Genomic DNA, 14,662 nt, shown 5'->3' with positions numbered 1-14,662 from the left:
TCGCGATTCCGCGGATACTTTTACCTTTGTCAAGATGCAAATTGTGAAAAATGGATAATCAATCGAGTAAACGCCGTGCGGCACTTTTATACCATGCCAAACCCACCCCAGGCAAAATAAAAATTGTTCCTACCAAAAAATATGCAACTCAAAGAGATTTGTCCTTGGCCTATTCTCCGGGTGTTGCTGAACCCTGTTTGGAAATCGCCAAAGACATTAATAACGTATACAAATACACGTCCAAAGGAAACCTAGTAGCGGTAATCTCCAACGGAACGGCAGTCTTAGGTTTGGGCGATATCGGTCCCGAAGCTTCTAAACCCGTGATGGAAGGAAAAGCCTTATTGTTTAAAATTTTCGCAGACATCGATGTTTTTGATATTGAAGTTGATACCAAAAATGTCGAAGCTTTTATCGAAACGGTAAAAAATATTGCCCCCACCTTTGGAGGAATCAACTTAGAAGATATCAAAGCCCCCGAATCGTTTGAAATCGAACGCCGATTGGTAGAAGATCTGAACATTCCCGTAATGCATGACGACCAACACGGTACCGCCATAATTTCCTCGGCGGCTTTGTTGAATGCACTAGAGTTGGCAGGTAAAAAAGTCAATAAAGTAAGAATTGTCGTTTCAGGAGCGGGTTCAGCCGCCTTAGCTTGTGCCAATTTGTACGTACTTTTGGGCGTAAAACCCGAAAACATCATCATGTTTGATAAAGAGGGGGTGCTGCATAAAGAACGCACCGATTTATCCGACCTACAGCGACGCTATACCACCGCCAAACCCGCAACAACCATGGCGCAAGCCCTCAAAAATGCGGATGTGTTTTTGGGTCTTTCAGCAGGTAATGTATTGACCCCCGAAATGCTTCTAGCCATGGCCAAGAATCCAATCGTTTTTGCGATGGCCAACCCTGTGCCCGAAATCGATTATAATCTAGCCATTGCCACCCGAAAAGATATTATTATGGCCACGGGTCGCTCGGATCATCCTAACCAAGTGAATAATGTTTTGGGATTTCCTTATATTTTCCGAGGAGCCCTAGATGTTCGTGCCACCAAAATTAACGAAGCCATGAAAATGGCCGCCGTGAAAGCCTTGGCCAGCTTGGCCAAAGAATTAGTGCCCGAGCAGGTGAATATTGCTTATGGGGAAACTAAATTGGCTTTCGGACGCGATTATATTATTCCAAAGCCTTTTGACCCGCGCCTAATTTCGCGAGTTGCCCCCGCCGTAGCCAAAGCCGCGATGGAATCGGGAGTAGCACAACAACCGATTACCGACTGGGAACGCTATGAAGAGGAGTTGATGGAACGCATGGGTTCGGATAATAAAATGGTGCGTTTGCTTATCAACCGCGCAAAAACCGACCCCAAACGTATTGTTTTTGCAGAAGCCGATCAATTGGATGTACTCAAAGCCGCCCAAATTGTCTATGAGGAAGGTATTGGAAAACCTATTTTACTGGGACGGAAAGAAGATATATTAGAGTTGAAAGAGGAAATCGGTTTTGACGCCGATATTCCTATTTTTGACCCGAAAACAAAAGAGGAAGACGAACGTCGTATGCGCTATGCTGAAATCTTTTGGAAAGAACGTCAACGCCGAGGCATCTCATTGTTGGATGCGCAAAAATGGATGCGCGAACGCAACTATTTTGCCGCCATGATGGTCAATGAAGGCGATGCTGATGCGATGGTTTCAGGCTACTCTCGAAGTTATCCCTCTGTGGTACGACCCTTGATGCAATTGATTGGAAAGGCTCCCGGCATTTCGTTGATTGCTACCACCAATATGATGATGACCAATCGCGGTCCCATGTTTTTATCCGATACGGCCATCAATCCCAATCCTTCCCCCGATGATTTGGCCAAGATTGCTTTAATGACCGCCAAAACGGTTCGTATGTTTGGGATGGAACCCGTGATTGCCATGGTTTCGTTTTCCAATTTCGGCTCGTCCACCCATGAAAGTGCCCAAAAAGTGCGCGATGCCGTAGCCTATTTGCATAAATATTATCCTGATTTGATTGTCGATGGGGAGATTCAAACCGATTTTGCGTTGAATCCCGATATGTTGAAAGCGAAATTTCCCTTTTCAAAATTGGCAGGAAAAAAAGTCAATACCATGATTTTCCCCAATCTAGAGTCGGCCAATATTACGTATAAACTACTGAAAGAACTGTACAAGGTAGACTCAGTAGGTCCAATTATGTTGGGAATGGACAAACCAGCGCATATTTTTCAATTAGGCGCCAGCGTGGAGGAAATGGTGAATATGGCAGCCGTCGCGGTAGTAGATGCGCAAGAGAAGCACAAACGGCTCCGCGATATGGTGATAAAAAAGTAAGGTTCTTGTTTAGAAAAGTCCCTAATTGTTAATTTTTTCTATATTTGAACATACGATTTAAAGATGATAGCACACATACACGGAAAATTAGTTGAAAAAAACCCTACCGATGTGGTGATTGATAGCCAAGGCGTAGGCTATCATATCCATATTTCGTTACACACCTATGCTTTATTACCGCAGTCGGAGTCGGTGAAATTGTTTACCTACTTGCTCATCAAAGAAGATGCCCATCAACTGTATGGGTTTATGGAAAAATCAGAGCGTGAGTTGTTTAAATTATTGCTTTCCGTATCGGGTATCGGTGCTGGAATTGCCCGAACCATGCTTTCTTCTTTAGATCCCAAACAAATTATCGCAGCCATTGGCAACGGTGATGTGGGAACCATTCAATCCATCAAAGGCATTGGGGCTAAAACGGCCCAACGTGTTATCCTTGATTTGCGGGATAAAGTGTTAAAAATCCATGATATTGGGGAAGTTTCACCAATTTCATACAATACAAATCGGGATGAAGCGTTATCTGCTTTGGAGATTTTGGGCTTTGTTCGTAAGAATGCCGAAAAAGTAGTCGATAAAATCATGAAAGATCAAACCGATGCCAACCTAGAAACCATAATCAAACAAGCATTAAAAAACCTATAACTGTTGAAAACAAACAGACGGAATAAATCATTATTACGAATACTTTGTTTTCTTTTTGTGTTTTTTGCCTTTTCAACACAGGCCCAAACAACAGAAGAAGAAGACGACGAAAAAGCGAGAGATACCATAAAAGGATACAACACCGGAGCCATTAAATTAAATGACCCGAAAAGTGTTGTAGAGGCCTATACCTATGACCCTACAATAGATCGATACGTATTGACCAAAACCTTTGAAGGATTTAACATCAATTATCCGATGTTTTTAACCCCCAAAGAGTATGATGCCTTAGTTTTACGGGAATCGATGCGTGCCTATTTTCAAAAGAAGTCCAATGCTGCTGATGGAAAAGGTACCGAACAAGACAAGAAAGACTTACTACCCCGGTATTACGTAAATTCCAGTTTTTTTGAAACCCTTTTTGGGAGTAACACCATCGATATCAAGCCTACAGGGTCGGTGGAAGTTGATTTAGGGGTGCGGCATACCAAACAAGACAATCCTGCTTTTTCACCGCGTAACCGTGCGACAACCACGTTTGATTTCAATCAACGCATCAGTATGAGTTTGATGGGAAAAGTAGGGACGCGTTTAAATGTAAATGCCAATTATGACACCCAATCCACCTTTAACTTCCAGAATTTAATCAAGTTGGAATACACTCCAACCGAAGATGATATCATTCAGAAAATTGAAGTAGGTAACGTAAGTATGCCTCTGAACAATACTTTGATTCGAGGCGCGCAAAGTTTGTTTGGGGTTCGAGCTCAATTACAATTCGGTAGAACAACCGTCACAGGGGTATTTTCCGAGCAAAAGTCGCAAACCCGAACGGTAACTTCGCAAGGAGGCGGGACGATTCAAAATTTTGAACTTTTCGCACAAGAATACGATAACGATCGCCACTTTTTCTTGTCCCAATACTTCAAAAACCGCTACGATTTTGCTCTACGCAATTATCCCTTTATTGACAGCCGAGTGCAAATTACCCGTATTGAAGTTTGGGTAACCAATCGTCAAAACCGAATCAATGCCACCAACAATAACCAACGGAACTTAATTGCTTTACAAGATTTAGGGGAATCCCGATTGACGGATACGTATAGCAATACTCTACTTAATGACAACCAAGTGGTAGCAATCAACCCAGTTGAAATTACCAATGGATTTTTCCTAACCCCGATTGATAGTCCAGCCGATAACTCCAACAACCGCTATGATCCCGCCTTAATCGGAACAACGGGATTACTCAATCAAGGTATTCGTGAAATTTTTACAGCAGGAAATGGATTCAACAACGTTAATCCTGTTAACGAGGGAACCGATTATGCCAAATTGGAAAATGCTCGAAAACTAAATCCTTCGGAGTATACGTTTCACCCCCAATTAGGTTATGTCTCCTTACAACAACGCTTGGCCAATGACGAAGTATTAGCCGTTGCTTTCCAATATACCATCGGGGGACAAGTATATCAAGTAGGGGAGTTTGGAACCGATGGGGTAGAAGCCACACAAGTCGATACAGGAGGCGTTCCTGCGACGCAATCGTTAATCGTAAAGATGTTGAAAAGTACCCTCACGTTTGTCGACAAACCGATTTGGGGTTTGATGATGAAAAATATTTATCAAATTCCTGGAGGCTTCCAATTGCAAAAAGAAGATTTCAAATTCAACATTCTCTACACCGATCCATCGCCTTTAAACTATATCGTAGAGGCCAGTCCTACCAGTCCACTACCCAACGACGTTCGCGAAACACCTTTGCTTCGCGTTTTTTCTATGGACCAATTGAATTTTGCCAACGACCCGCAAACGGGGGGGGATGGTTTTTTTGACTTTGTTCCCGGACTTACCATTGACCAGCAAAACGGACGTATTATTTTTACTAAAATCGAACCTTTTGGTCGTTATTTGTTTGAAAAATTACGAACTGCTCCTGGGTCATCAGAGAATTATCTAGGGGATCCCACCTCTTTGGCGGATTTTAACCCCAACCAAGCGAAATACGTATTCCGCACATTATATACGAGTACGCAAGCCGCAGCGTTGCAAGACAGTGAGAAGAATAAATTCCAATTACGAGGTCGATTTAAATCTTCAGGGGGAGAAGGGATTCCAATCGGAGCCTTTAATGTACCCCAAGGATCTGTAATCGTTACTGCCGGAGGAAGACGTTTGGTTGAAGGAGTAGATTTTACTGTGAACTACCAAGCTGGACGGGTTCAAATTTTAGATCCTTCCCTACAAGCTTCCAATACGCCAATTGAAGTTTCGGTTGAAAACAATTCTGTTTTTGGTCAGCAAACGCGCCGCTTTATGGGAATTAATGTCGAGCATAAATTTTCACCCAAAGCCTTAGTGGGAGCTACGTTTTTGAAAATGACGGAGCGTCCTTTTACGCAAAAATCGAATTACGGTCAGGAATCCGTAAACAACAGCATGTTTGGTTTAAATACCAGTTTGTCGTCGGAAGTTCCTTTCTTGACCCGTTTAGTGAATAAATTGCCAAATGTAGACACCGATGTTCCTTCCAATGTATCGTTCCGTGGGGAAGTGGCTTTCTTGAAGCCCGATGCGCCTATTGGTGACCGTTTTAACGGAGAATCTACCTTGTATGTAGACGATTTTGAAGGGTCGCAAACCAATATTGATTTACGCTCTCCTTTATCATGGTTCATCGCCTCTACTCCGGAACGTCCAGCGACTGGAAATGTGGATTATCCCGACTTTAACGGTACGCAAAATTCGATTGATTACGGATTTAAACGCGCCAAAATTGCTTGGTATACTATTGACCCTGTGTTTTATACGCAACGTCCTTCTGGCGTTTCTCAAGATGATTTATCACTCAACAGTACGCGTCGTATTTTTAGTTCAGAATTGTATCCTCAAACCGTTATTGCCCAAGGACAATCGCAAGTGGTTAATACTTTAGATCTAACCTATTTCCCTCAAGAACGCGGTCCGTATAACTTCAATCTTGCGACGCAAGCTGATGGTTCATTACCCAATCCCGACACTAATTTTGGGGGAATCATGCGCGCGTTGAATTCGACCAATTTTGAACAAACCAACGTAGAGTATATCCAGTTTTGGATGATGGATCCCTATTTTGATCCAACCAATCCCGGGGCTGCTTCCGATCCCTCCAATGTGGGTCAAGTTTATTTTAACCTAGGTGAAATTTCAGAAGATATCCTCAAAGACGGTCGTAAGTTTTACGAGAACGGATTAGGTCCTGGTCAAATCACCACCAGCAATTACTGGGGAAATATTCCTGCCTCACAGTCCTTGATTTATGCTTTCGACACCGATACGGCCAACCGAAATGTACAAGACGTTGGATTGGACGGACTTAACGATAATGAAGAAGCGGCCAAGTTCCCTGGATTTGCATCGTTCCCCGACCCAGCAGCAGATAACTACAATTTTTATTTAAATGCCAGTGGAGGTGTTTTGGATCGGTATAAGAATTACAACAACGTTCAAGCCAACTCTCCCGTAGATGTTACCGACACCAATCGCGGTTCGACTACCATTCCCGATGTGGAAGACATCAATCGGGATAATACCATGAATACAATTAATGCGTATTTTGAGTATAAAATTAATATCAGTCCAAGTGCACTTTCAAATGTAGGGGCCAACTTTATTACAGATATTCGTGAAACACAGGTGACTGCCGCCAACGGAAATACAGTGCAAGCCCGTTGGATTCAGTTTAAAATTCCCGTTACCGCACCTGCCAACACCATTGGTAGTATTTCTGATTTCCGTTCCATTCGTTTCATGCGAATTTTCATGACCAAATTTAACCAACCTGTCACCATTCGTTTTGGGTCTCTGGATTTGGTTCGTGGAGAATGGCGACGATATGAAAACACACTTGATCCTGTTGATACCGACGTCACTGATGATGGGACAAATTTTGAAGTTCAAGCCCTTAACGTGCAAGAGAATGGTTCTCGTAACCCCATTAATTACGTAACGCCTCCTGGTGTTCAGCTAGAACAATTGCTGCAAAATAATACGTTGATTCCTCAAAACGAACAGTCGTTGGCGTTACGCGCTAGTGGCTTAGGTTTGGAACCTGGCGATTCACGCGGGGTTTTCAAAAACGTAAGTGTCGACATGCGTCAGTTCAAAAAAATTAAAATGTTTTTACACGCTGAAGCCCTTCCTGATGAGCCGAGTTCTATAGAAGATAATGAGCTAGTTGGTTTCATTCGCTTTGGAAACGATGCTTCTGAAAACTTTTATCAGATTGAACTTCCGTTGAAAAAATCACAATTCAACGTTAATAATCCCGATGCAGTTTGGCCCGAAGCCAACCAAATTGACGTTTCGCTGAAGTTGTTGACCCAATTAAAAGTATTGGCCTTGAGTCATATATACACTTCACCCGGAGAAATCTATTTTAAAAATGAAGACGAGCTCGACAATTCCTTGGTTGGAAAAGTGAATAAGGCCCGTTTGGGTATTCGAGGGAATCCTAACTTCGGGTTGATTCGAGTCTTAATGGTCGGAATCAAAAACAATACCCACATCCTGAACACTGTTGAACACCCACTCAATCCGAGAAGGATTAAAGGAGAGGCATGGTTCAATGAGTTGCGTATTGCCGATATGGACAACAAAGGCGGTATGGCTGCGGTAGCGAATTTGGATGCGAATTTAGCCGATTTTGCTAATATCTCGGCAACAGGTCGTATGAGTACTATAGGCTTTGGTTCGATTGATCAAGGTCCCAATGAACGTAGTCGAGAAGAGATATTGCAGTACAATATTGTGACCAATATGAGTTTGGGGAAATTATTGCCCAAAAAATGGAACATGAATGTACCTTTTAATTATTCCGTTGGCGAAGAGATTATTACCCCAAAATACGATCCGTTTTTCCAGGATATCGAGTTACAACAATTGATTGACAACACACAGGATGAGGCGCAAAAACGCAATTTCCGTAACCGAGCGATTGACTATACCAAGCGAAAAAGCATCAATTTTATTGGGGTGAAAAAAGACCGTGGCGAGAAGCAAAAACCGCGTTTTTATGACATCGAAAATGTGACGGTTTCCTACTCGTATAATCAGGTGGATCGCAACAATTACGAGTTGGAAAACTTCCAAGATCAACAAGTCAATACCGCAGTGGATTACACGTTTGCTTTTCAAAACAAACCTGTGGAGCCTTTCAAAAAAGTAAAGGCTTTCCAAAAAAGTAGTTATTGGAAATTGTTGAGTGATTTTAACTTCAACTTTTTACCTTCCAATATTTCGTTTAGCACCAACATCAACCGTCAGTTAAACCGCCAGCAATTCCGTTTGGTTGATGTAGAAGGGGTAGGGTTGCAAACCTTATATCAAAGAAATTATTTGTTCAATTACCAGTACGGTTTCAATTACAATTTAACCAAGTCATTAAAATTAAACTTTAATGCAACGAGCAATAATTTGGTCCGTAATTTTATGGATGAAAACAACGTGCCCGACAATACATATACGCTTTGGACGGACTTCTGGAATCCTGGATTGCCCAATACTCATAATCAACAGTTAACCATCAACTACGAAGTGCCGTTGAATAAAATTCCGTTCTTGGCCTTTATCAAACCTACCTATACCTACAATGGTACGTTTACATGGCAACGTTCTTCCATTGCATTATCATCGTATACCGATGCCAACGGAGACGTGTTTAATTTAGGGAATACCATTCAAAATTCAGGCTCGCACAAGCTGAATACCGCGTTCAATATGGATGCATTGTATAAATATATTGGGTTAACCAAGACTAAAAAAAATACCAAAACTAAGCAAACAGCCCCCCCAAAACCAGGGCAAAAAATTACAAACACTGCAGTAGCTCCACAATCGGAACGTAGTCCTTTTGTAGAAGGCTTGATCGGTATTTTAACCAGTGTAAAAAATATTCAAATTAATTATACTGAAAACCAAAGTACCGCTTTACCGGGATATACTCCAGGTCTCGGATTCTTCGGTTCGGCTAAACCCTCTATGGCCTTTGTCTTCGGGTTGCAAGACGATGTTCGTTTTGAAGCAGCCAAACGTGGTTGGTTGACCAACTTCCAAGATTTTAACCAAAATTATACCGAGGTCATCAACCGTACTTTGGACATGACTGCGAATATCGATTTATTCCCTGATTTTAAAATTGACTTGGCGGCCAATCGCACATACGCTACGAACTATACAGAGCAATATGATGTAAGTCCTGATGGTACCTACAATTCAAGGTCGCCGTACAATACTGGGAACTTTGCGATTTCGACCAACATGATTACCACCTCGTTTATGCCAAGTGACGAATTTGGTTCGGAAGCATTTAATCGATTCCGCGAAAACCGCTTTGTCATTGCCCACCGTTTAGCCCAAGATTATTATGGGAATACCACTTACCCTCTCGATGCCGAAGGGTACCCTCAAGGGTTTGGGAAAAACAGTCAGGATGTCTTATTACCTGCTTTCTTAGCAGCCTACACGGGTCGCGATGTCAATAAAGTGTCGACTGGAATCTTCAGAGATATTCCAATTCCAGGGTGGAACATCAAGTACAATGGATTAATGCGCTATAAGTTTTTTAAAGATCGCTTCAAACGCTTCTCCATTCAGCATAACTACAAAGCATCGTATACCATTAATGCTTTCCGTTCAAATCTAGACTATGTAGAAGGCGCCATAAACCCTGCCAATAACAATTTCTTCCAGCAAACGATTGTTGGAAATGTCAACTTGGTGGAACAATTTAGTCCGCTTTTCCGAATTGATTTTGAAACAAAAAGTTCGTTCAAATTGTTGCTTGAAATGAAAAAAGACCGCGCCTTGTCATTCAGTTTTGACAACAACTTATTGACCGAGCAACAAGGCGTTGAGTATATTGTAGGAACAGGATTCCGTTTCAAAGATGTGATCATTTCCTCGCGTTTGGCTGATAATCCAACAGGGGTCATCAAGAGTGATTTGAATGTCAAAATAGATTTCTCCTACCGAAACAACAAAACCATTGTTCGTTATTTGGATTACAACAACAACCAGTTGGGAGGTGGTCAAGACTTATGGTCAGCCCGTGTTACTGCGGATTATTCGTTCAGTAAAAATTTAACGGCCATTTTCTTTTACGATCATTCATTCTCCCAAGCTGTTATTTCAACTTCATTCCCGATAACCAACATTCGAACTGGATTTACGTTGCGCTATAACTTCGGAAATTAAACCGTTTGAAATGCAAAAAATCATTTTTCAATATCGGAATTAAGTGTACCTTTGAACGTGTATTTTTAAACCAACAAACGAATGAATATTCCTTCTAATTTGAAGTATACCAAAGACCACGAGTGGGTTTCTTTGGACGGCGATTTAGCCACTGTGGGTATTACCGATTTTGCACAACGTGAATTGGGTGATATTGTTTATGTAGAAGTTGAAACATTAGATCAAACACTTGCTAAAGATGAAGTTTTTGGTACCGTTGAAGCCGTGAAAACCGTTTCAGATTTATTTCTTCCATTGTCGGGTGAAATCATTGAATTTAACGATGCTTTAGAGAGTACGCCAGAAACAGTTAATTCAGATCCTTATGGCGAGGGTTGGATGGTAAAGGTTAAAATTTCTGATGCCACTGAGTGGGATCAATTGATGGATGCCGATGCCTACAAAGCTTTGATTGGAGCCTAAGAAAACATATAATTTATTGCTTGCACTTTCCTGGACCGCCCTCATAACCTGGTTAAGTTTGGGTTCAACAGGAAGTTTAGGACAAAGTATTTCAGTGCCTCACAAAGACAAAGTGGTCCATTTTTGTTTCTACTTTGGATTTGTTTTTTGGTGGGGTAGCTATCTGCGAAAAAAGACAAAACGAACCTTAATTGGGTTATGGCTTGCCGCAGTAGGATATGGAATTATGATGGAAGTTTGTCAATTAGCCTTCACACAAAATCGCTCAGCCGATCTTTGGGATGTGCTCGCCAACACCATTGGGGCAAGCCTAGGGTTATGGGTCTTTTCTATAAAAAAATAGTAAGCCACTCTTCGCGAGTGGTTTTTTTATGGAAATCAATGAAGCTGGCTTCATAATTTGTATTTTTGACCCTTATTGGTTATCGCTATGCACATTCGACACTATTTAGATACTACTTACCTCAAATTGCCTGAGCAAGCTGGACTTTCTATAGCCGACCATGAAAAAGTGGTAAAAGCTTGTATTCAAGAAGCGATTGAGGAAGGGTTTAAGTTGGTGATGATTCGTCCCGACAAGGTAGCGATGGCGCGAACGATGATTGATGACGCAAAATCTTCAGTATTGGTAGGAACCGTTATTGGATTTCCCGAGGGAACGGCCGATTTGGAAGCCAAATTGCAAGAAGCACAACAGGCGATTGATGATGGAGCCGATGAGTTGGATTTTGTATGTAATTATAGGGCCTTCCAATCGGGAGATGTAGCTTTAGTGCGCAAAGAGATTGTGGCTGGAACACAGTTGGCTTGGTCGCACCATAAAACGGTTAAATGGATTATTGAAGTGGCTGCATTGACGGATACCGAAATCATTCAGTTGTCGGCGTGCATTAAAAATACAATTATAGCCCATTTTAAAGAAGACGTCTTTGCACATGTTTTTGTAAAATCATCGACGGGTTTTTATGAAACAAAAGACGGAAAGCCCAATGGCGCAACACGTGCGTCTATACTGATGATGCTTGAAAATTGCGCACCACTTCCTGTTAAAGCAGCAGGAGGTGTGCGAACGTATGAGGAGGCAGTTGAAATGATAAAATTAGGTGTAAAACGAATCGGAACGTCGGCGGCAAAAACTATTGCGCACGGCGGGACGTCTGAATCTGTATATTAAGTATGAAACGATTACTTGTTTTTGTGTTTTTTTGGAGTGGGTTGCTAACCATTTGTGCGCAGGGGTTGCAACAAACACCCCCTGTTTTTTCTAATTGTAAGTCGGTCAATGAGACGGAAGCACAAGTCTGTTTTGATCAAGAATTACAGCGGTTTGTTTACCGTGAGTTTAAAGCCAAAACCAATTATCAGGGTACAGTAATTGTCGTATTTGAAGTCGATCAATCGGGGAAATTCAAACCCTTGTACATTGATGCTGGCGATGCCGATGTCACTGCCGAATGCCGCCGTGTATTTGAAAAGTTACCCGTAATTCAACCCGCTGTCTATGGAGGAAAAGCTACGTATTCGAAATACACCATCCGATTTAACGTACCGTTACAAAATCCAGATGACGCTCCCAAAGGTATAGCCAAACAGCAGCAAGCTCCCGTTGTTCCTACAACTTTTCAAAAGGAAACGCGTGTAATGGAATTAGATACAATGCAGTATCAAACGTTTACAAAGCCCCAATACGACAGTAAACTTGCCATTCCTTTTTCCAATCGACTTTATGCTTCTTTTGATTGGGCGATGAATCAAGTGGGGGCCAATGCGCATACTACTTCAAAGCCTTTTACGTTCAACGAAGTTTCGAAATACTATAATTTGCGAGAAGCCCATCAACAACTCATGAAGCCTAAATCTTCGTGGTGGGGTAAAAAAATATGGAACGATGACTTGGTTGCCATCCAAGGGGATGATTATTGGTTTACGTTAAATCCTGTTTTTGATTTTCAACTCGGAAGAGAAACTTCGGGCGCTACCGATTATACATTTGTCAATACACGCGGGGTACAAATCCGAGGAGGTTTAGGCAAAGAAGTGAATTTTTCGGCTACCATATATGAAAGTCAGGGCCGATTTGCCGATTATTTCAATCAATATGCTATTTCCTTGCGCCCTTCGGGAGGAAATCCTGCCACCATTCCAGGAATAGGGATTGCTAAAGAATTTAAAACCGATGCTTTTGATTTTCCAATGGCAGAGGCCTATATCAATTATGCTCCCGGAAAGTTTGTAGAAATGCAATTGGGGCATGGTCGTAATTTTATAGGTGACGGATACCGCTCGTTATTGTTAACCGATGGGGTGAGTCCCTATCCCTATTTCAAAATCAATACGACCTTTTGGAAAATTAAATACACCAACCTCTACATGTGGATGAAAGACACCCGTCCGGAGGTAACGGTTGATGGAACTTACGCCACGAAGTTTGTTGCTAGTCATTACTTGAGTTGGAACGTAAACCGACGGTTGAACATTGGTTTTTTTGAGTCGGTGGTATGGGCCAATCAAAATGACCGTGGTTTTGACATGAATTTTGTGAATCCTATAATATTTTACAGAGCCGTTGAGTTTTCGTCTTCTTCACGAAGTGGGAATGCTCTTTTGGGTCTCACGGGGAAATATAAATTGAGCAATAGTGTTAATGCTTACGGGCAATTTTTGTTGGATGAATTTTCCTTGGGTGAAATTCGCGCTCAAAATCAAAGTTGGAAAAATAAATACGCCTACCAATTGGGTTTAAAATATTACAATGCGTTTAACGTAGACAACCTCATGTTGCAGTTGGAATACAACTTTGTTCGTCCCTATGTCTATTCACATAGTAATGTACTTACCAATTATGGTAATAGCAACCAAAGTTTAGGGCATCAATGGGGTGGAAATATTAAAGAGTTAATTGCCATCGGGCGTTATACGCATGGGCGCTACTATGCTTCGGCCAAGTTGCATTATGGAATTCGTGGTTTGGATATAAATGGCTTAAATTACGGAGGAAATATTTATCTAAGTTATAATGATTTCCGACCCACAGACACGGGAGTAGTGGTAGGACAAGGTAACGAAACGATGGTGTTTATTGCCGATTTGCAAGCGGGTTATGTGATCAATCCAACGACCAATTTAAAGTTGTTTGCCAATGTAATTTTTAGAAATTTTGATCCCACTACGGTAACCGATACGGTCAAGTCATCCAATACGACATGGTTTTCGATTGGTGTTCGTACAGACATCTTTAATTGGTATTTTGATTACTAAAATCTTCAAGAATATTTATGCTTTGTTTTTTGTCATTTCTTTTGGGATAGACTACTTTTGCACGACTTAATTGACATTTGAAAACAAAGTATCGTTGGACACGCATTCCACATCGTTGCATCCTTTAAAATTGTTTCGAGATTTTAAAGAAATCACCAAAGCGGGCTTGGCCGTGAGTGTAGTGTTTTCCTCCATTGCAGGTTATTTACTAGGTATCAGTGAGGCCAATCCATTCAATTGGATGACCTTGTTGATTTTAGCGGTTGGAGGGTATTGCATGGTTGGTGCTTCCAATGCATTCAATCAAGTGATTGAAAAAGACTTGGATGCCTTGATGGATCGTACCAAAAACCGTCCCGTCGCATCGGGTCGTATGGCGCCCAATACCGCTTTATTTGTAGCGAGTTCGCTTACCATCACGGGTTTGGTTTTATTGTATACGATCAATCCCAAATCGGCCATGTTTGGTGCGGTGTCCATTTTTTTATACACCAGTGTCTACACCCCTTTGAAAGCCGTTACTCCCCTAGCCGTATTTGTTGGTGCATTTCCAGGCGCGATTCCATTTATGTTGGGATGGGTCGCTGCTACCAATCATTTTGGTATTGAAGCGGGGACCTTATTTTTAATCCAATTTTTTTGGCAATTTCCTCACTTTTGGGCTATTGGATGGTTTTTATTTGAAGATTACAAGAAAGCGGGTTTCTTTATGT

Annotated in this window: 8 protein-coding genes; all 8 read left to right on the top strand. The window is 41.7% G+C overall.

Annotated features, from left to right (window positions below):
- Positions 1 to 50 precede the first annotated feature (50 nt).
- Positions 51 to 2,351 carry an NADP-dependent malic enzyme gene (locus ABWO12_RS06780; RefSeq protein ID WP_353088006.1) on the top strand — a complete coding sequence of 767 codons (2,301 nt, stop codon included), beginning with the start codon at positions 51 to 53 and terminating at the stop codon, positions 2,349 to 2,351.
- A gap of 63 nt (positions 2,352 to 2,414) precedes the next feature.
- On the top strand, positions 2,415 to 2,996 hold the full coding sequence (gene ruvA, locus ABWO12_RS06775) for a Holliday junction branch migration protein RuvA (RefSeq protein ID WP_353088005.1): 582 nt from the start codon (positions 2,415 to 2,417) through the stop codon (positions 2,994 to 2,996).
- Positions 2,997 to 10,229, top strand: coding sequence for a T9SS outer membrane translocon Sov/SprA (gene sov, locus ABWO12_RS06770; RefSeq protein ID WP_502902916.1), 7,233 nt, complete (start codon positions 2,997 to 2,999; stop codon positions 10,227 to 10,229). It abuts the gene before it with no gap.
- A gap of 81 nt (positions 10,230 to 10,310) precedes the next feature.
- The gene (gene gcvH, locus ABWO12_RS06765; protein ID WP_353088004.1) at positions 10,311 to 10,691 is read left to right on the top strand and encodes a glycine cleavage system protein GcvH; all 381 of its coding nucleotides are present in this window, start codon (positions 10,311 to 10,313) and stop codon (positions 10,689 to 10,691) included.
- Between the two features lie 16 nt (positions 10,692 to 10,707).
- Entirely contained in the window at positions 10,708 to 11,034 is a 327-nt protein-coding gene (locus ABWO12_RS06760; RefSeq protein ID WP_353088003.1) for a VanZ family protein, read from the top strand.
- 87 nt (positions 11,035 to 11,121) lie between these two features.
- On the top strand, positions 11,122 to 11,865 hold the full coding sequence (gene deoC, locus ABWO12_RS06755; RefSeq protein WP_353088002.1) for a deoxyribose-phosphate aldolase: 744 nt from the start codon (positions 11,122 to 11,124) through the stop codon (positions 11,863 to 11,865).
- A gap of 2 nt (positions 11,866 to 11,867) precedes the next feature.
- Complete coding sequence (gene remB / locus ABWO12_RS06750; protein WP_353088001.1) at positions 11,868 to 13,949, top strand: gliding motility outer membrane protein RemB; 2,082 nt, start codon at positions 11,868 to 11,870, stop codon at positions 13,947 to 13,949.
- Positions 13,950 to 14,043: 94 nt separating this feature from the next.
- Positions 14,044 to 14,662, top strand: a 619-nt coding sequence (gene cyoE / locus ABWO12_RS06745; protein WP_353088000.1) for a heme o synthase, incomplete at its 3' end; no start/stop codon positions are given.

Source organism: Flavobacterium sp., assembly GCF_040379285.1.
In the GTDB taxonomy this organism is placed as follows: domain Bacteria; phylum Bacteroidota; class Bacteroidia; order Flavobacteriales; family Flavobacteriaceae; genus Flavobacterium.
This window is presented reverse-complemented; position numbering and strand designations above follow the sequence as displayed.

Excerpts from the sequence above, each read along its gene's own strand:
- ABWO12_RS06780 (WP_353088006.1), top strand. The coding sequence starts at position 51 with ATGGATAATCAATCGAGTAAACGCCGTGCGGCACTTTTATACCATGCC.
- ruvA (WP_353088005.1), top strand. The coding sequence starts at position 2,415 with ATGATAGCACACATACACGGAAAATTAGTTGAAAAAAACCCTACCGAT.
- gcvH (WP_353088004.1), top strand. The coding sequence starts at position 10,311 with ATGAATATTCCTTCTAATTTGAAGTATACCAAAGACCACGAGTGGGTT.
- deoC (WP_353088002.1), top strand. The coding sequence starts at position 11,122 with ATGCACATTCGACACTATTTAGATACTACTTACCTCAAATTGCCTGAG.
- remB (WP_353088001.1), top strand. The coding sequence starts at position 11,868 with ATGAAACGATTACTTGTTTTTGTGTTTTTTTGGAGTGGGTTGCTAACC.